The 17,057-nt window shown below is 65.4% G+C and carries 17 protein-coding genes; 12 read left to right on the top strand and 5 right to left on the bottom strand.

The window, feature by feature from the left end:
* Window positions 1–128: 128 nt before the first annotated feature.
* The gene (locus BN60_RS20465; protein ID WP_020698008.1) at window positions 129–2,330 is read right to left on the bottom strand and encodes a rhodanese-like domain-containing protein; all 2,202 of its coding nucleotides are present in this window, start codon (window positions 2,328–2,330) and stop codon (window positions 129–131) included.
* A 74-nt stretch (window positions 2,331–2,404) separates the two neighbouring features.
* On the opposite strand from BN60_RS20465, the gene BN60_RS20460 reads away from it, so the two are divergent.
* The 6 genes from BN60_RS20460 to BN60_RS20435 all read left to right on the top strand — a co-directional run bounded on the left by BN60_RS20460 (window position 2,405) and on the right by BN60_RS20435 (window position 9,197).
* On the top strand, window positions 2,405–4,258 hold the full coding sequence (locus BN60_RS20460; protein WP_020698007.1) for a lytic transglycosylase domain-containing protein: 1,854 nt from the start codon (window positions 2,405–2,407) through the stop codon (window positions 4,256–4,258).
* 52 nt (window positions 4,259–4,310) lie between these two features.
* Window positions 4,311–5,474, top strand: a complete 1,164-nt coding sequence (locus BN60_RS20455) for a CaiB/BaiF CoA transferase family protein (RefSeq protein ID WP_020698006.1) — start codon at window positions 4,311–4,313, stop codon at window positions 5,472–5,474.
* Complete coding sequence (locus BN60_RS20450; protein ID WP_020698005.1) at window positions 5,471–6,082, top strand: cysteine dioxygenase family protein; 612 nt, start codon at window positions 5,471–5,473, stop codon at window positions 6,080–6,082. Before BN60_RS20455 ends, BN60_RS20450 begins: the two co-directional genes overlap by 4 nt.
* 155 nt (window positions 6,083–6,237) lie before the next feature.
* Window positions 6,238–7,206, top strand: coding sequence for a tripartite tricarboxylate transporter substrate binding protein (locus BN60_RS20445; protein WP_020698004.1), 969 nt, complete (start codon window positions 6,238–6,240; stop codon window positions 7,204–7,206).
* Entirely contained in the window at window positions 7,203–7,700 is a 498-nt protein-coding gene (locus BN60_RS20440; RefSeq protein WP_020698003.1) for a tripartite tricarboxylate transporter TctB family protein, read from the top strand. Before BN60_RS20445 ends, BN60_RS20440 begins: the two co-directional genes overlap by 4 nt.
* A gap of 12 nt (window positions 7,701–7,712) precedes the next feature.
* A complete protein-coding gene (locus BN60_RS20435) occupies window positions 7,713–9,197 on the top strand; it encodes a tripartite tricarboxylate transporter permease (protein ID WP_020698002.1) in 1,485 nt (494 codons plus the stop codon).
* 40 nt (window positions 9,198–9,237) lie between these two features.
* Here BN60_RS20435 and BN60_RS20430 read toward each other — a convergent pair whose 3' ends face one another.
* Window positions 9,238–9,702 carry a cupin domain-containing protein gene (locus BN60_RS20430; RefSeq protein WP_020698001.1) on the bottom strand — a complete coding sequence of 155 codons (465 nt, stop codon included), beginning with the start codon at window positions 9,700–9,702 and terminating at the stop codon, window positions 9,238–9,240.
* A gap of 58 nt (window positions 9,703–9,760) precedes the next feature.
* On the opposite strand from BN60_RS20430, the gene moaB reads away from it, so the two are divergent.
* Complete coding sequence (gene moaB, locus BN60_RS20425; protein WP_020698000.1) at window positions 9,761–10,309, top strand: molybdenum cofactor biosynthesis protein B; 549 nt, start codon at window positions 9,761–9,763, stop codon at window positions 10,307–10,309.
* A complete protein-coding gene (locus tag BN60_RS20420; RefSeq protein WP_020697999.1) occupies window positions 10,302–11,288 on the top strand; it encodes a phosphotransferase in 987 nt (328 codons plus the stop codon). The genes moaB and BN60_RS20420 overlap by 8 nt, the downstream gene beginning before the upstream one ends.
* On the opposite strand, the gene BN60_RS20415 is transcribed toward BN60_RS20420, so the two are convergent.
* Entirely contained in the window at window positions 11,283–11,753 is a 471-nt protein-coding gene (locus BN60_RS20415) for a GNAT family N-acetyltransferase (protein WP_020697998.1), read from the bottom strand. The two genes, BN60_RS20420 and BN60_RS20415, sit on opposite strands and share 6 nt — an antisense overlap.
* A 99-nt stretch (window positions 11,754–11,852) precedes the next feature.
* Here BN60_RS20415 and BN60_RS20410 point away from each other — a divergent pair, with 99 nt between their 5' ends.
* Entirely contained in the window at window positions 11,853–13,010 is a 1,158-nt protein-coding gene (locus BN60_RS20410) for a PA0069 family radical SAM protein (RefSeq protein ID WP_020697997.1), read from the top strand.
* A 6-nt stretch (window positions 13,011–13,016) separates the two neighbouring features.
* On the opposite strand, the gene BN60_RS20405 is transcribed toward BN60_RS20410, so the two are convergent.
* Window positions 13,017–13,517: a nucleotidyltransferase family protein gene (locus tag BN60_RS20405; RefSeq protein ID WP_215905926.1), complete on the bottom strand. Its 501-nt coding sequence runs from the start codon at window positions 13,515–13,517 to the stop codon at window positions 13,017–13,019.
* Window positions 13,518–13,589: 72 nt separating this feature from the next.
* Here BN60_RS20405 and BN60_RS20400 point away from each other — a divergent pair, with 72 nt between their 5' ends.
* The 3 genes from BN60_RS20400 to BN60_RS20390 are packed head-to-tail and all read left to right on the top strand — an operon-like array spanning window position 13,590 to window position 15,915.
* Window positions 13,590–14,210 (top strand): ribonuclease HII, encoded by a 621-nt coding sequence (locus tag BN60_RS20400; protein WP_020697995.1) that lies wholly within the window; start codon window positions 13,590–13,592, stop codon window positions 14,208–14,210.
* Between the two features lie 4 nt (window positions 14,211–14,214).
* Window positions 14,215–14,844, top strand: coding sequence for a glutathione S-transferase family protein (locus BN60_RS20395; RefSeq protein WP_020697994.1), 630 nt, complete (start codon window positions 14,215–14,217; stop codon window positions 14,842–14,844).
* A gap of 45 nt (window positions 14,845–14,889) precedes the next feature.
* Entirely contained in the window at window positions 14,890–15,915 is a 1,026-nt protein-coding gene (locus BN60_RS20390) for an amino acid ABC transporter substrate-binding protein (RefSeq protein ID WP_043284156.1), read from the top strand.
* A 16-nt stretch (window positions 15,916–15,931) separates the two neighbouring features.
* On the opposite strand, the gene BN60_RS20385 is transcribed toward BN60_RS20390, so the two are convergent.
* Window positions 15,932–17,035 (bottom strand): amidohydrolase family protein, encoded by a 1,104-nt coding sequence (locus BN60_RS20385; RefSeq protein WP_020697992.1) that lies wholly within the window; start codon window positions 17,033–17,035, stop codon window positions 15,932–15,934.
* Window positions 17,036–17,057 lie beyond the last annotated feature (22 nt).

Genomic DNA, 17,057 nt, shown 5'->3' with positions numbered 1-17,057 from the left:
ACCGCACCAGTTCCACGACGGTTCCGTATCAGTGAAAAACGCGCCGGAACCTATTGGCAGGCCCGTTGGGTGTCAAGCACACGCGACGATGTGCCAAGGCCCGGAATTCCAAGCACTTTCGGCCCTCTCTAGCGCTTCAGAACCTGGAACCTCGCATCGCCGTCGCGGACCACCTGCGGCACCAGGTCGACCTCCCAATCGAGATACTGCCGCATGGCAGCTTCGACATCCTCCTTGAAGTCGTACGGGCGGTACCAGACGTCGGTCGGCGGATCCGCCATTCGGACCTGACCTGTCTCGACCGGGAGCTTGGCATCGCGCCAGGCCCGAAAGCCGCCCTGCAGAATGGCGACCGGCAGCCCCTCTGCGGCTTCGGCTGCTTCCGGGGCGGCGAGGGTGGCGATCTCAGCATCGGACGAGACCAGCACGATGCGCGTCACCCCGGCCTGCTTCTTCAGCATTTCCGGGATGGACCGGGCAAGACCGGCGCGGACGGCGAACCAGGCACCCGGGACGTGGCCGTCGCGGTACCGGAGGCTCGTGTCGAGGTCGATGACCAGGGTCGAGGCGAGCTGTTTGTGCAGGTCGGCTGCCGCTACCGTGTCCACCTTCGGCAGGGCGAAGCCCGCGGGAAAGCGCGGCTCGGCCTCGGTCGTGAGTTCGGATGCGGCCGGCTTGTGGTCGAGGACGTAAGTCTCGGCCCAACCCATCTGCATCAGCCAGTGCGCCGTCATGGTGGCGCGCACGCCGTCATTGTCGTGCAGGACGATCGTGGCATTGCGCGCGCCGACATATTGATCCGTTGCCTGTACGAGCTGGCCGCCGGCAGCATGGCGGAAGCCCTTGAGGTGGCCCTGGCCATACTCGGCAGGATCACGCACGTCGAGGCGGTAGAGCGGGCCGCCCCTTGCGATGAGTTTGTCGAGGCCGGCTCTGTCGATCTTCTTCACGCCCATGCGCTGGGCAATGTCGGCGGCCGCGGCCTGGGCAAACTTGGCGGCTTCGGGCCCTTGCGGGCCGAAGCTCTTGGTCTCGCCGCGAGCGACCTTGAGGCCGGCGAGGTGCCAGCCCATCGTGCCGTTCTTGAGCGCGATGACCTTGTTGGGCAGGCCGGCGTTGATCAGCGACTGCGCGCCGATGATCGAGCGGGTGCGGCCCGCGCAGTTGACGACCACCAGGGTCTCGGGGTTCGGCGCGAAGTCCTTCACGCGATAGACCAGTTCGGCGCCGGGGCAGTCGACGCCGCCCGGGATCGACATGTTGTTGAACTCCGGCATCGGCCGCGAATCGAGGATCACCAGGTCGGTCTTGGCGTCGACCAGCTTCTGCAGGTCGGCGGCATCAATGCGCGGCGTGTCGTTCTCGTGCTCCACGACCTCGCCGAACGCCTTGCTGGGCACGTTGACGCCAGTGAAGACCTCGTAGCCCGCGTCGCGCCAGGCTTTCAGCCCGCCTTTCACGACGGAGAGGTTGGTGTAGCCGAGCTGGGAGAGCTTGGCGGCGGCGCGGTTGGCACGGCCGGCCCATTGCGGATCCTGGGCATCGTCGCCGCTGTCCATCAAGACGATGCGGGTGCCGGGATCGGGCAGCAGTGCCAGCGCCCGCGGCTCCAGCCGGGAGAGGGGGAGCGGCGTCGCGAACAGCGGATGGCCCTGGGTCGAGAACTCGCCTTCTTCCCGCACGTCGAAGAAAGCGAAGACTTCACCCGACTGCAGCATCGCCTTGACCTGCTGCACCGTAAGAACCGGCGTCAGGATCTTGGCCTTGGCCATGAAGCGCTTGGAGGTGCCGGCCGCCAGGTCGACCGTCACGCGATCGGGAAGCTGCTCCAGGCTCAACCCGTAGAAGTGGAGATGCAGGGCATCGCCCGATCCGACCGGCGTCTCGATGTGATGGAAGTCGTCCGGCAGGTAGGCGATCACGTCGCCACGGCGCAGGGTCTTTTCCTTGGCTGGCGCCTCGCGGAGCTGCACGAAGCCCTCGCGGTCGCCATTGTCGAGCCGCTCGTAGACCACGTTGCGCTCGGCGCCATGGACGCCGGCGATGATCGCCCAGGTCGTGTGGTTGTGCGGCGGCACCTTCTTGCCGGCCCCGCCGGCCGAGGCGTAGAGGGCGAAACGGTGGTCGGGGTCCTCGCTCAGGCGGTAGATGCCGCCGTCGGCGCCCAGCGGGAACTCCTCCTGCGGGAAGAGGTCGGCCCGGCTGGCCAGTGAGGCCAGCAGCCCGCCGATCTTGTCGAGGTTGGCATAGGTGACGCCGCCCTTTTCGATCTGCCGGGCCTCGTCGATCAAGCGCCGTACCGCCGCGGCGCGCTCCTGATGCAGGGTCATTTGCTCCTCCGTTTGGGTGCAGTATAGCGAGGCGGGCGCTTGTCGCCCTAGGGCAAGTCAAACTACGGTAGGGCATGAAAACGATCGTTTCTGCCGTGATGATCGGTGCGGTCGCCTTGATGGCCGTTTCCGCCTCGGCGCAGCCCACGAAAAAGCCGGCCAAGCTGCAGGCAACCAAGCCTGCGGCGGCCAAGCCTGCTATCGCCCGACCTGCGGCGCGGCAGGCGGTTCGTCCAGCAGCGGCCCGGGCGCCGGTCTTCGTGCCGCCGCCGCCCATCATCGAACTCGACGAGGCGGCGGTCGTTGCCGATCTGCCGACCGTTCTCGACAACGAGAGTCGCGACCGCTACCGGCGCATCTTCCAGGCGCAGGCGAGCGGGAGCTGGTCGCAGGCCGACGCCGAGATCGCCCAGCTCAAGGACAAGCTGTTGATGGGCTATGTCGGCGCCCAGCGCCTGCTCGCGCCCAACTATCAGGCACGCTACGACCAGCTCGCCGCCTGGCTCCAGGAATACAACGACCATCCCGATGCGCCGGCGGTCTACCGCCTCGCTCTTGCTCGCCGCACGCCGGGCGGACCGGAGCTGACGCCTGCGAGCTTCGTCGGCCAAGCCCAGCCGTCGCCCACCTTCGCGGCCGCCCGCACGGTACGCGGCGCTGATGCAAGCCAGGCCGCCGACCTGCGCGCACGCCTGCAGACCATGGCCGACGATGGCGGCTTCAATGCCGCCTTCGTGCTGCTCGACCGCAAGTCGACGGTCGACGTGCTCGGCCCGCAGGAGGTCGAGCTGTGGCGAGGCCGCATGCGCACCCGCCAGCTCGAAGCCGATCCGCAGCGCGGCGTCCAGGTCCCGGTCGAGGTCGGCATGCCGCCCGACGCCAATTGGACGGCCGCTCTCCAGGCCTTTACGCGCGGCAACATGGCCGAAGCCGCACGGCGCTTCGAACTGGTGGCCGATGCCTCGCCCGATCAGGCCTCGTCATGGACCTTGTCGGCCGGCTCGTTCTGGGCGGCGCGCGCCAACCTGCTGGCCGGCAATCCGCAGAAATACGCGCCCTACCTCAAGCGTGCGGCGCTCCACGGCCGGACCTTCTATGGCCTCGTGGCGCAGAAGGCGCTCGGCATGCAGATCCAGCCCGACTGGGACGTGCCGGCGCTCGATCGCAAGAAGGCCGACCTGCTGCGAAACGATCGAGCGGCGCGGCGCGCCCTGGGGTTATTGCAGCTCGGGGCCACGACCGCCGCGGAACGCGAACTCTTCGCCGCCGCCATCGACAACGACCCCGCCTATATCGAGGCGGTGATGGCGCTGGCGCTCAAGGCCGACCTCCCGGCGCTGGCGGTGCGCGTCGGCAACGCCAACTGGGATCAACGCCACAACATCAAGGGCTACGACGGCGCGATGTATCCCATCCCGTCCTGGCAGCCGATGGGCGGCTTCATCGTCGACCGTGCGCTGGTCTACGGCTTCATGCGGCAGGAATCGGCCTTTAATCCGAAAGCGCGCTCCTATGTCGGCGCAATGGGCCTGATGCAGCTCATGCCGGCGACCGCACGCGCGGTCTCGGCGCGCTATGCGCCCGAGACCGCGGGCGCCAACCCCTGGGACCCGTCGACCAACGTGGCGCTGGGCCAAGCCTATATTTCGATGCTGCTCAACGAGGTCGACGGCAATCTGGTTCGCACGGCAGCCGGCTACAACGGCGGACCCGGCAATGTCATGCGTTGGGACAACTCGCTAAACGCCTCGCAGGATCCGCTGCTCTATATTGCCTCGATCCCGCTCCACGAGACGCGCGATTTCGTACAGCGCGTGCTGACCAATTACTGGATGTATCAGATCAGGATGGGGCAGCCGACGCCGTCGCTCGACCAGATCGCCTCGCACGACTGGCCGCGCTACGCGCCGCAGGACGGACGCCACTAAGCTCTCTATAGAGCAAAGGAGCTGGGCGCTGAGTCGGGAGACGTAACAGGAAATGCAGCCGCTGTCGGGCGTGAGAGTTGTCGAGTTCTGCCAGGTTCTGGCAGGTCCCTATTGCGGCATGTTGCTGGCCGATCTTGGCGCCGAGGTGATCAAGGTCGAGCCGCCCGATGGCGACATGATGCGGCAATGGCCGCCCATCACCGAAGGCGCCAACGGCGGCTACAGCGAGAACTTTGCCTCGATCAACCGCAACAAGCGTTCGGTGGTTCTCGATCTCAAGAATCCGGCGCACAAGGCGGCGGCACGCCAACTCGTGCTGTCGGCCGACGTGGTGTTGGAAAACAACCGGCCCGGCGTGATGGATCGCCTGGGGCTGGGCTACGAGTCCTTTCGCGAGGAGAAGCCCGGCCTCGTCTACTGCTCGATCTCGGCGTTCGGCCAGAGCGGGCCGCGCTCGGGCGAGGGTGGCTTCGACGTCACGGTGCAGGCGATGAGCGGCATCATGAGCGTGACCGGAGAGCCCGAGGGCGCCCCCGTGAAATGCGGCGTGCCGGTTTCCGACGTCGGCACCGGCCTCTACGCCGCCTTCACCATCGTCTCGGTCCTGCGTCGCGTCGCCGGAGGCGGGGCGGGCGCGCATATCGATGCCTCGATGTTGGGCTGCAGCCTCGGCATGGCGGCGCTGCAGACCAGCGAATTCTTCGGCACCGGCCGCGATCCCAAGAAGCTGGGCTCGGCGCATCCGCGCAACGCGCCCTATCAGGCCTTCAAGGCGGGCGATGGATATTTCGTCATAGCCGCGGGCAACAACAAGCTCTGGCAGTCGGTGACCGAAGTTGTAGGCCGGCCCGATCTGCTGGCCGACACGCGCTTCGCCACAACGCAGTTACGCGCGGCCAACCAAATCGCGCTGAAGGATTTGCTTGAGGTAGAGTTCGCCAAGAAGGGCGTCGACCATTGGCTTGCTGCCTTCGAGAAGGCGGGCGTGCCGCAGGGCCGCATCAACAGTTACAGTCAGATCCTCGCCGATCCGCAGGTCCAGCACATGGGCTGGATCGAGGAGATGGAGCTGCCGTCCGGCGTGAAGACGCGGACATTCGGCAGCCCGGTTCGCATTTCCGGCACCGATCTCGCCAAGCGGCGCGATCCGCCGGCTCTCGGCGCCGATACCGAATCGGTGTTCGGTTCATCTTTCTTGAGAAAGGTCGCGCAATGACCATCGACCGTTTGCGCCGTTTCATCGGCGACATGACATCGCTTACCGGCGGCGCGTGGCAGGACAAGGACGAGGGCGCGACTGTCGAAGTCGGCGCCAAGCTGCTGGCCGAGCTGGTGAAGCACGACGACTGGCTGCCGGAAAGCGCCGCGAAAGTGCCGGCGCACGGCTATGCGCAGAATCTTCTATGGTGCGATCCGTTCGAGCGCTTCTGTGTCGTGAGCTTCGTCTGGGCGCCGAGTGCCAACACGCCGGTGCACGATCATCAGATGTGGGGGCTGGTCGGCATGCTGCGCGGCTCGGAAACGTCGCTCGCCTTCTCGCGTCATCCCGAGACCGGCGCGTTGGTGCCGGGCAAGCTCACCAAGCTCGAACCGGGCGACGTCGAAGTGCTGGTGCCGGCGGTGGGCGACATCCATCAGGTGACCAACGCCCTCGCCGATCGCGGCTCGATCAGCATCCACGTCTATGGCGGCAATATCGGTGCGGTGCGGCGGCACACGTTCGACGTGAAGACGGGCAATCCCAATCTCTTCGTCTCGGGCTACACCAATCGCGAACAGCCCAACATCTGGGATCGCTCCGCCGAAGTCCGCGCCGCCGGCTGAACCGCGCGAGACGCCGCAGTGCGATAGGCCCTGTAGCACGCAGCACAATCTTCGCGTCGCATAAGGACGCATGCGTTCGCGTGCCGGTACGGCTCCCTTGACCCATCGCGCCGGTGGCACTCACTGTCGCGGGCAACAAAGGGAGGGAAGGTAAGATGTACCGTAGAACCGTGCTGCGTGGCGGCACCGCATTGGCGGCAATGGCAGTGGCTGCGCCTGCTATCGCACAATCGAGCAAGTGGCCGAGCCGCGAGATTTCGCTGATCAATCCCAATGCGCCGGGCGCCTCGACGGACCTCACCGCACGCATCATCGCGCAGGCGCTGGAGAAGCGGCTGAACGCGACCGTCATCGTGAAGAACGTCGTGGGCGGCGCCGGCGCGCTCGGTCCGACGACCCTGGCGCAATCGACTCCCGATGGCCACACGCTCGGCCTGGTGGCGATCTCCAGCCACATCGCCGTGCCCAACATGATGAATGTCAGCTACGAACCGTGGAAGGCGTTCGACATCATCGGTCAGGTCGCCGCCCTTCGTTACGGCATCGGCGCCCGCGCCGACGGTCCGATCAAGTCGATCGAAGACTTGATCGCTCAGGGCAAGCAGAAGCAGCTCACCTACAGCTCCAACAACGTGACCAACGTCGTGGCGATGTTCCAGCTTGCGAAGCTGACGGGCGCCAAGTTCCGCTGGATCGTCTTCCCGGGCGGCGTCGAATCCGTGACGGCAGCCATCGGCGGCCACGTCGATGCCGTCATCCAGACCGTTACCGAGATGAGGCCGCAGATCGAGGCCGGCAAGCTGCGCTTCCTCGCCTCGGCGGCCGAGGCGCGCTGGCCTGACTATCCGGACGTGAAGACCCTGCGCGAGCTGGGTTTCAATGCCGTCACCAACGGTCCGTTCGGCTATGCCTTCCCGAAGGGTGTCGATCCGGCGATCAAGGAGCGCATGGACAAGGCGCTGGCCGACGTGATGCAGGACGAGTCGGTGACCAGCCAGATCACCAAGCTCGGCATTCAGGCGATCTATCGTAACGGCAAGGACTATGGCGCGCTCCTGAAGTCGCTCGAAGAGCAACTCGTGCCGATCCTGAAAGAAACCGGCATGGCAAAGAAGCCGGCATGAGCCGGCTGAGCGGGACGCGGCTCGCCACGCTGGGGTTGCTGGCGGCCGCGCTGGTTGGTCTGTGGCAGTCCCTGCGGCTCGACAGCTGGGGCTTCGACGGGCCGGGGCCGGGTTTCTTCCCGACCCTCGTGGCCGGTGTTTGCGTCGCGCTCGCCGTGATCGTCTTCTTTTTTCCCGGTCGCGCCGGTGCCACCGAAGAGGGTGACACTGACGACGTGCCGAAGGATGCCTCTGCAGGCACCGGCAACACCTTCGCAATCTATGTTGCGTCGTTCGGGCTGCTGGCGCTCGGCACGGCCTTTGCCGGGTTCTTTGTCACGACCATTGCCGTGACGGTGCTGATCATGCGATTCGCCGAGCGGCGATCGTGGGTCGCGGCGGTGACCTATGGCGTCGCCTGTGCGGCCATCGGCCTGGTCTGCTTCGGCTGGCTGTTGCGCGTCGATCTGCCCGAAGGGCCGATCGAGCGTGCCTTCTACACCCTCGTGCGCTGATCGAGGCCGCCCATGGAAGCCTTGCTCCACGGCTTTGCCGTCACCCTGAGCCTCGACAATCTGCTCTACTGCTTCGTCGGCGTGTTTCTGGGAACCGTCGTCGGCATCCTGCCCGGTCTCGGGCCGCTTACGACCATTGCCATCCTGTTGCCCATCACCTTCAAGATGGATGTCACGTCGGCGATCATCATGCTGTCGGGCATCTATTACGGCGTGGCCTACGGCGGCACCGTGACGTCGGTGCTGATGCGCATCCCGGGCGAGGCCTCGTCGGTCGTTACCTGTCTCGACGGCTACGAGATGGCGCGCAAGGGGCGCGCCGGCGCGGCGCTGGGCATCGCGGGCTTTGGTTCCTTCTTTGCCGGTACCGTGGGCGTCATCGGCATCACCTTCCTGTCGCCGCCGCTTGCCAAGCTGGTGCTGGCCTTCGGTCCGGCCGAATACGCGATGCTCATGCTCGCAGGCCTCACCATGGTCACCTACATGTCGAGCGGCTCGCTGCCACGCGCGCTGCTGATGGCGGCCTTCGGCCTGCTGCTCGGCACTGTCGGCAGCGATCCGCTCAATATGACGCCGCGCCTCACTTTCGGGATTCTCGCGCTGGGCGACGGTGTCAACCTGGTGCCGCTGGCGATCGGCCTGTTCGGCCTGTCGGAAGTGCTGTTCATGGCGCGGCAGAGGCCGGAGGACATGAAGATCCTGCCGCCGCCGTCGCGCCTGCTGGGCTTCCTGCCCTCGCGCGACGAAGCCAAACGGTCGGTCGGGCCGGTGGCGCGCGGCACGGTGATGGGCTTCCTCGTGGGATTGTTGCCCGGCGGCGGTGCGGTGCTGGCGTCGTTCCTGTCCTATGGCATCGAACGCAAGCTCTCCAAGCATCCCGAGGAATTCGGCAAGGGGGCCGTCGAGGGCGTGGCTGGGCCGGAGTCCGCCAACAATGCCGGCACGGCCGGTGCCTTCGTGCCGCTCCTCTGCATGGGCATTCCCGCCAACGCCGTCACGGCGTTGCTGTTGGGGGCCTTCATTATTCATGGCGTCGTGCCGGGGCCGACTATCCTTGAACGCCAGCCGGAAGTTTTCTGGGGTGTCGTGGCCAGCATGTATATCGGCAACGTCATGCTGCTGGTGCTGAACCTGCCGCTGATCGGCCTGTTCGTGCGCATCCTCGAGATCCCGCGCGCCTATCTCACGCCGATGATCCTCGCGGTCTGCCTGATCGGTGTCTACTCCTCGAGCGGCAATCCCGCCGATGTGCTGATCGCCGTGATCTTCGGCTTCGTCGGATACGTGCTGCGCCGCTACGGCTTCGACCTCGGCATCGTCATCCTGGCCTATGTACTGGGGCCGATCTTCGAGCGCTCGGTGCGTCAGGCGCTGGCCATCTCCGACGGCGATCCGTCGATCTTCCTGCACAGCTACCTGTCGACCGGCTTCGCCATCGTCGCAGTCGCGCTGTTGATTGCGGGGCTCTGGCCAAAGAAAAAGGCGCGGCCCGCCTGAGCGGCCCGCGCCTTCCTCTTGTTCACCGATCCGCGAAAGCTCAGTGCTTGTGCGGATGGGGATGGGTCGGATCGACCCAGTAGACTTCTTCCGGCTTCTCGACCGGCGCGATGTCGATGTTGATGGCGACCGCCTCGTTGTCGGAGCGGACCAGCACGCATTCCAGCGGCTCGGTCTCGGAGGCGTTGATCTCCTGGTGCGGCACGTAGGGCGGCACATAGATGAAGTCGCCCGGACCGGCCTCGGCGGTGAACTGGAGCTGATCGCCCCAGCGCATGCGGGCGCGGCCCTTCACGACGTAGATCACGCTTTCGAGGTGGCCGTGATGATGCGCGCCCGTCTTGGCGTGGGCGTGGATGGTCACCGTGCCGGCCCACAGCTTCTGAGCACCGACGCGGGCGAAATTGATTGCCGCTGCGCGATTCATGCCCGGGGTCTGGGCCGTGTTGGTGTCGAGGGAGCCTGCGGGGATGACCCGCACGCCGTCATGCTTCCAGTCGGTCATAATTCCCATCTAGGCTCGCCGGCTCGCATCGACAAGCGAGGAAAGATACAATGTTCGCATGAACAGGATTGATGAGACGAAGCCCTTCAAGCCGGTGAACATCGCCGTCCTGACGGTTTCCGATACGAGGACGCTGGAGACCGACAAGTCCGGCGACACCCTGGTCGAGCGCATCGCGCGGGATGGCCATGTCCTGGCCGACCGCGCGATTGTCACGGACGATATCGCCCTGATCCGCGCCCAGGTGAAGAAGTGGATCGACGATCCCAAGATCGAGGTCGTGATCACCACAGGCGGCACCGGGGTCACCGGCCGCGACGTCACGCCCGAGGCGCTGGAAGGCCTGTTCGAGAAGCGCATCGAAGGCTTCGGCGAAACCTTCCGCTGGATCAGCTTCCAGAAGATCGGCACCTCGACCATGCAGTCGCGCGCGGTCGCGGGCGTGGCCAACGCCACCTACATCTTTGCGCTGCCGGGCTCCACCGGCGCCTGCAAGGACGGTTGGGACGACATCCTGCGCCAGCAGCTCGACATCCGCTTCCGGCCCTGCAACTTCGCCGAGCTGATGCCGCGCCTCAACGAAGGCAAGATGCCGCGGAGTGGCTGACCTTCTCGACGCCATCCGCAATGGCGAGACACTGCCGGCGACAGGCACGGCACACGGGCATGTGCGTCTGGCCAACGGATCGTTGGCGCGGATTGCCTATGCGCATGACGGCGATCCTTTGGCGGCGGCGCGCCTCGCGACGCAGGCCGAAGCCTTTCGCCATCTCGCGCCGGCGGGACGTACGCCGAAGCTGCACGCCATCGTCAAGCCGCAACCGGGACTGCCCGGCGGTGCGCTGATCGTCGACTTTGTCGAGGGCCGGGCGCCGCGTTTGCCGGACGATCTGCCGGCATTGGCGGATACGTTGGTGCGTCTTCATTCTCTGCCGTTACCGGCGGCAAGCTCGACGATCCCGCGCCAGAAGAATCCTTTTCTCGAAACGCTCGAAGCCGTCGAGTTGAACGCCATGCGGTTTCTCGACAAGGCCGTGCCCGACTCCGGTTCGCGCGCCGAGATTGCCGAGGAACTGCGCCTGATGCGCGGCATGGCGCTGGCCTTCGCGCAGCGCAAGCAACCGCTGTCGGTCGCGCTCGCCGATACCCATCCCGGGAACTTCATCGTCGACATGGCGGGGCTCGCCTGGTTCGTCGATCTCGAGAAGGTGCATGTCGGTTCGCCGGCGATCGATCTCGCGCACGCGACGCTTGCCACCTCGACCTTGTGGCATCCCGATATCGGCAAGCTGCTGTCGCGCGACGAGGTGCAGCGCTTCTACGATCTCTATCTCGACAAAGTCGGAAAGAAGCGAGCGGCCGAGTTGCAGCCCTGGTTGCTGCCGATGCGGCGTCTCACCTGGTTGCGTACGACGTTGTTCATGGCGCGCTGGCGCGTGCAGACCCGCACTCCGCGCGACCCGTCGGATCCCGGTCAATGGAGCGACGCCGGACTGGAGCCCCGCATGAAGGCGCATATCGATGCCGCCATCGACCGCTGCTTCGACCGCGACTTCGTTCGCGCGGTCAGGGCCGAATGGCTATAGCGGCTTCACCATCCGGATGGTCTCCGGCTTGAAGCCGCCGCTGGCGTAGAAATCGACCGCCCGCTTGTTATCGGCATAGACGTCGAGGCTAAGGAAACGATAGCCGCAGCCACGCGCCCAGGTTTCGGCCTCCGCCATCAGCCGGCGCGCGACGCCGGTCCCTTCGGCTTCCTGCCCCAGGGCCAGCAGCGAGACGTAGCCGCAGGGCTCGTCCGTCACGCCATCCTTGCCGGGCCGCATGTGGACGTAGCCCAGCCGCCGCCCGTCCGCGGACCAGGCGATCAACGTCCTCGATCCTTCCAACGCGGTTGGGGCGAAGGTCGACGACATATAGCGGTCCTGGAAGCCTTCCATGGCCTCTATTGTGTGCCAGGCCGGTCCAGGGACATTTGCCAGACGTGGCGACAGGCTGGTTACGAAATCCATGTCGCTGGGCTCGGCGGGCCTGATCTCGATGCCTGACATTTCTGACGCTCGTCGAACGGGAAAGGGGCGGGAGCTATATCGCGATCTTGTGTCACGACAACGATTGACTCGTTCTCTTTTTGTTCTAATAGTCGGCCCATGAGGCCGAAGGTTCCCCCCGACTATCCGGACGATGCGACCCCTGAGCCTGTCCACAAAGGCCGTGGGGCGCTGTCGAACGAATCCAGCCGCTACGACAGCGAGAAGCGGATTCGAACGACCGATGGATGGGAACAAGAGGCGTCGCCAGATCCGTCGGACGACGACGATCTGCCGCCGCTGCGCACGACGCTGACACGCGATGCCACGCGCACCATCCTGGCGCGCAACACGTCGCCCGACGTGCCGTTCGACCGCTCGATCAATCCCTATCGCGGCTGCGAGCATGGCTGCATCTACTGCTTCGCGCGTCCGACCCATGCCTATCTCGGCCTGTCGCCCGGCCTCGACTTCGAGACCAAGATCCTCTTCAAGCCGGACGCGGCCAAGCTGCTGATGGCGGAGCTGGCCTCACCCAAGTATCGCTGCGACGTCGTGGCGATGGGCACCAACACCGATCCCTACCAGCCGGTCGAACGCGACCTCAAAGTGACGCGCCAGATCCTGCGGGTGCTGAGCGACTTCAACAATCCAGTGGGCATCGTCACCAAGAACCACCTGATCACGCGCGACATCGACATCCTGGCCGACATGGCCAAGCGCAACCTAGCCGAGGTCTTCCTGTCGGTGACGACGCTCGATCGAGACCTTGCACGTGCGATGGAGCCGCGGGCCTCGACGCCGCAGAAGAGGCTGGATGCCATCCGGGCGCTATCGGCCGCCGGCATCCCGACGGGCGTCATGACGGCGCCGATGATCCCCGGCCTCAACGATCATGAGATGGAATCCATTCTCGATGCCGCGCACCAGGCCGGCGCCACGCGTGCCGGCTACACGGTTCTGCGCCTGCCGCTCGAGATCAAGGACCTGTTCGAAGAGTGGCTGCGCCTCAACCGGCCGGATCGTGCTGAGCGCGTGCTGTCGCTGGTCCGCCAGATGCGTGGCGGGGCACTCTATCAGGCCGAGTTCGGCACGCGCATGAGGGGCGAGGGGCCGATTGCCCAGCTCCTCAGCGCCCGCTTCACGGCGGCCGTGAAGCGGCTGGAGCTCAACCGCGTCCGCTACCGCCTCGACACACTGCGCTTCTCCGTGCCGGACTCCGCGCGCACCGCGCTGGTCGACGCCAAACGCGATGCGCGGCAGATGCGGCTTTTCTAGCCAAATCTAGTCGAGGAAGACGACCTTCGGCCAAAGCTCGCGCCAGCGCTTGCTGGCGATGCGCTCGTCGTACTCGTGGCGCTTGGTGCGGCCGAACGGTGTCGGCCGGCAACGCAGGTTGAGCAGATCGTCGGTGCCGAGCGGCGCGATCACGGTGAGCGAATCGTCGGCCTCCAAGCACACGCCGATGTTGGTCACGCTTTCCAGCCAGTAGATCATAGCGTCGGCCGTGTCGCGGTGCTGCGGCAGGTTCTTCCAGATGTGCATGCGTGCCTGGTTGCGGACCTGCCAGGGCAGGCCGGGCAGCAGGCGATCGAGTGCGGCTTCGTAGGCCTGCTCGCTCTCCTTCGAGAGATCGTTCGCGTCATAGTAGATGAGGTCGATATCCGCGGGCGCGCGCGGCGGCACGACGCCGTGGAAATGATCCCACACCCGATTGCGCACAAAGCCTGCGGCGATGCACCAGTCCGGCAGACCGAGCGCGCGGGCCGCACGAAGCTGTTTCATAGCCACAGGGTCTTGAGCGATGATGTCGGCAATCAGGGACATCGTCGCAGGATACGCGCGGCGGCAGGGGATATGCCGAGTTTTCATTTCGAGCTGCGTTGTGAGACCCAGGGCGCCGTGCGAATTGCCGGCGTGGACGAGGTCGGGCGCGGGCCGTTGGCGGGGCCGGTGGTTGCCGCTGTCGCGGTCATCGATCGCGGCCGCGCCACACGCAAGCTCCTGCGCCTGATCGACGATTCCAAGAAGCTGGATCACGCGCAGCGCGAGGAAGCTTACGAGGCGATGATCGTATCGGGCGCCGTCCAGTTCGCCGTGGCCGAAGCCAGCGTCGAGGAAATCGACACCATCAACATCCTGCAGGCGACCTTTCTCGCCATGCGCCGGGCGGTCCAGGCGCTGGCCGAGCCGCCATGTCTGGTGCTCGTCGACGGAAATCGAGTGCCGCCGCAACTCGGCTGTCCGGCTGAGACCATCGTCGGCGGCGACGCGTATTCCTACTCCATCGCGGCGGCATCGATCCTGGCCAAGGTGACCCGCGACCGGCAGATGGCGGCGCTGGCGACGGTCTTTCCCGGCTATGGCTGGGAAACCAATCGCGGCTATGGCAGTGCCGCCCATCTCGAAGCCCTCAAACTTCTCGGGCCGACCCCCCATCACCGTAGGAGCTTTGCGCCGGTCCGCGCGCTAGTCTGAGCAAATGTTGAAGCTCTACTACGCCCCGCGCACCTGTTCGCTCGCCACTCATATCGCCCTGGAAGATGTCGGCGCCGACTACTCCACGGTACGGATCAGCTTTGCCGCCAACCAGCAGCAATCACCCGACTATCTCAAGATCAATCCCAAAGGCCGCGTGCCGGCGCTGGTGACCGATCGCGGCATCCTGACGGAGACGCCGGCGATGCTGGCCTTCGTGGCGCAGAGCTTTCCCGCGGCACAGCTGGCGCCGCTCGACGATCCTTTCGCCTTTGCCGAGGTCCAGGCCTTCAACAGCTATCTCTGCTCCACCCTGCATATCGCGCATGCCCATCGCATGCGGGGGCACCGCTGGGTCGACGCCGAAGACGCGGCGGCAATTGCAGCCATGCAGCGCAAGGTGCCGCAGTCGGTCACGGCCGGTTTCGAGCAGGTCGAACACGACATGTTCAAGGGCCCCTGGGTGATGGGTGAGCGCTACACGATCTGCGATCCTTATCTCTTCACCCTGGCGCAATGGCTGGAGGCCGACGGCGTCGACCTCGCGCGCATTCCGAAGGTCGTCGACCATCGCCGCCGCATGTCGGAGCGGCCAAATGTGAAGAAGGCAATCGCGCAGGAGTTCGCGCCATAGACCGGCAGGACTAAGGGACACAACTGCACGCGGGAGGTCGGAGTGATGCAACGTATCTTTCTGGCATTGGCTGTTTGCGGGGCCATGATTTCTCATGCGGGGCAGGCTCTGGCCGGCAAGGATCTCGATGCGGTCAAGGCGCGGGGCACGCTGATCTGCGGTGTGGCGGTGGGCGGCATCGCCGGTTTCATGGTGGTCGACAGCCAGGGTAAATGGACCGGCATGAACGTCGACATCTGCCGCGCCGTTTCGGCCGCGATCTTCGGCGATTCGGAGAAGGTGAAGTACGTGCCGCTGTCGGGGCAGCAACGCTTCACGGCGTTGCAGTCGGGCGAGGTCGACTTGTTGTCGAACAACTCGACCTGGACGCTGACGCGCGACACCGCGCTCGGTCTCGATTTCGTGGGCATCACCTACTACGACGGCCAGGGCTTCATGGTGAACAAGAAGCTCGGCGTGAAGAGCGCCAAGGAGCTGAACGGCGCTTCGATCTGCGTGCTGTCGGGTAGCACCTCCGAGCTCAACATCGCCGACTATTTCCGCTCCAACAAGATGAGCTTCCGTCCGGTGCTCTTCGAGGATCCTGACCAGAGCCGGGCGGCCTTCTTCGGCGGCAGGTGCGATGCCTATTCCGGCGATCAGGCCCGGCTCTATGCCACGCGCGCGGCCAATGCGCCCAATCCCGAAGACTACGTCGTTCTGCCGGAGATCATTTCAAAGGAGCCGCTGGGCCCCGTCGTGCGCCACGGCGACAACCAGTTCGCCGACATCGTGCGCTGGGCTCAGTACGCGATGCTCGAGGCCGAGGAGTACGGCATCACGTCCAAGAACGTCGACGAGATGTTGAAGTCCGAGAACCCCAGCATCAAGCGTATCCTCGGCGTCACGCCGGGCATGGGCAAGGCGCTCGGCGTCGACGAGAAGTGGGTCTACACCATCGTCAAGCAGGTCGGGAACTACGGCGAGAGCTTCGACCGCAATGTCGGCAAGGACTCGCCGCTCAAGGTCGAGCGCGGCCAGAACGAACTATGGACCAAGGGCGGCCTGCAATACGCCCCGCCGATCCGCTAAGGACCGGCGCCTGCGATCAGGTGTCTGCCCTCCTGATCCCATAGAAGGCCGCGCAGGTGTCGCCGAGGATCAGGTCTTTTTCGCGCGCAGTCAGGAACGGGCAGTATCGCCTCACATAGTCGAGCGACTGCTTGTACGTACAAAACCGTTCCACGTTCGGCATGTCGGAACCCCAGACCAGCCGTTCGGCACCAAGCTGATCGCGCATGTCGGCAATCAGCGTCTGTGCCTCGGGGTAGGGGTAGTCCCAGATCCCGCCATAGGTGATCGGAAAAACCACTTCCAGCACCAACGGCTCGTGGCGGTAGAGGCGTAGGAGTTCCTCGGGGAACTCGTACCGCCCATTCCTGGCGAAGTAGGCAACAGGCGGACTCATCGCCAGATGCACGCGCAGGTCTTTGTGTCGCGCGAGCACCCGGCCGAAGGCGGTGACGTGCGCCATGTAGCCCGCCATGTCGTAGCTCGGCCCAGAGCTGAATTCGAGGCACAGCACGAGTCCCAATTCGGCGACCTTGGCCCAGAACGCCTCCATCTGCGGCGCATCGAGCGGCCAGGGGAAGCCATGGCGGCTCAGCGAATCGACGTTGAAATAGAGTCCGCGAAGCTTCAGCACGTCGAAGGCATGGTCGATCTCGGCGAGTTGCTCGGGGTGCCCGGCCATCGCTTCGTCGACATGCATCAGGCCGGTCATCTTCCCGGGAAACTGCCGCTCGGCGAAAGCGTTCATCTCGGTCATCGCGCCATAGCCGCCGCCTGCCTGCAGCAGGCAGTGATCGACGCCGGCGTTCATCATCTGGGCCAGCATGAGCTCTGGCGGCGCGGTCATCTCCTGCATGCCCACGGGCATGTACTGGATGGCATAGTCTTCACCGTCGTGCGTGAACTCGAGCTGCCCAAAGCGGCCGACGCGGAAATCGACGTTCGCGAGGCCGGTCCATCCTTCCTCTCCGGCGCGGAACAGGGCCTTTGTGTCGGCGTGTGCGCCATCGCGGAGTCGGAAAGTCGATGCGACCGTTCGGGTGACGACCCGCTGCAGGTAGCGCTTGTGAATCTCGCGCGTCGGATGTCCGCAGGCGCCGATCCAATGCGTGAACACATGGGCGTGGCAATCGACGATCATGTTTTCCTCTCCGCCCGAGTGC

This window comes from Reyranella massiliensis 521 (genome assembly GCF_000312425.1).
GTDB lineage: Bacteria > Pseudomonadota > Alphaproteobacteria > Reyranellales > Reyranellaceae > Reyranella > Reyranella massiliensis.
The sequence above is the reverse complement of the archived record's forward strand: the minus strand, read 5'-3'. Positions and strand labels throughout refer to the sequence as shown.

What these genes read in the sequence shown, in the direction of transcription:
- BN60_RS20440 (WP_020698003.1), top strand. Translation starts at nt 7,203, where the DNA reads ATGAGCCGGCTGAGCGGGACGCGGCTCGCCACGCTGGGGTTGCTGGCG.
- BN60_RS20450 (WP_020698005.1), top strand. Translation starts at nt 5,471, where the DNA reads ATGACCATCGACCGTTTGCGCCGTTTCATCGGCGACATGACATCGCTT.
- BN60_RS20385 (WP_020697992.1), bottom strand. Translation starts at nt 17,035, where the DNA reads ATGATCGTCGATTGCCACGCCCATGTGTTCACGCATTGGATCGGCGCC.
- moaB (WP_020698000.1), top strand. Translation starts at nt 9,761, where the DNA reads ATGAACAGGATTGATGAGACGAAGCCCTTCAAGCCGGTGAACATCGCC.
- BN60_RS20405 (WP_215905926.1), bottom strand. Translation starts at nt 13,517, where the DNA reads ATGAAACAGCTTCGTGCGGCCCGCGCGCTCGGTCTGCCGGACTGGTGC.
- BN60_RS20445 (WP_020698004.1), top strand. Translation starts at nt 6,238, where the DNA reads ATGTACCGTAGAACCGTGCTGCGTGGCGGCACCGCATTGGCGGCAATG.
- BN60_RS20460 (WP_020698007.1), top strand. Translation starts at nt 2,405, where the DNA reads ATGAAAACGATCGTTTCTGCCGTGATGATCGGTGCGGTCGCCTTGATG.
- BN60_RS20395 (WP_020697994.1), top strand. Translation starts at nt 14,215, where the DNA reads ATGTTGAAGCTCTACTACGCCCCGCGCACCTGTTCGCTCGCCACTCAT.
- BN60_RS20465 (WP_020698008.1), bottom strand. Translation starts at nt 2,330, where the DNA reads ATGACCCTGCATCAGGAGCGCGCCGCGGCGGTACGGCGCTTGATCGAC.
- BN60_RS20435 (WP_020698002.1), top strand. Translation starts at nt 7,713, where the DNA reads ATGGAAGCCTTGCTCCACGGCTTTGCCGTCACCCTGAGCCTCGACAAT.
- BN60_RS20390 (WP_043284156.1), top strand. Translation starts at nt 14,890, where the DNA reads ATGCAACGTATCTTTCTGGCATTGGCTGTTTGCGGGGCCATGATTTCT.
- BN60_RS20410 (WP_020697997.1), top strand. Translation starts at nt 11,853, where the DNA reads ATGAGGCCGAAGGTTCCCCCCGACTATCCGGACGATGCGACCCCTGAG.
- BN60_RS20430 (WP_020698001.1), bottom strand. Translation starts at nt 9,702, where the DNA reads ATGACCGACTGGAAGCATGACGGCGTGCGGGTCATCCCCGCAGGCTCC.
- BN60_RS20455 (WP_020698006.1), top strand. Translation starts at nt 4,311, where the DNA reads ATGCAGCCGCTGTCGGGCGTGAGAGTTGTCGAGTTCTGCCAGGTTCTG.
- BN60_RS20415 (WP_020697998.1), bottom strand. Translation starts at nt 11,753, where the DNA reads ATGTCAGGCATCGAGATCAGGCCCGCCGAGCCCAGCGACATGGATTTC.
- BN60_RS20400 (WP_020697995.1), top strand. Translation starts at nt 13,590, where the DNA reads ATGCCGAGTTTTCATTTCGAGCTGCGTTGTGAGACCCAGGGCGCCGTG.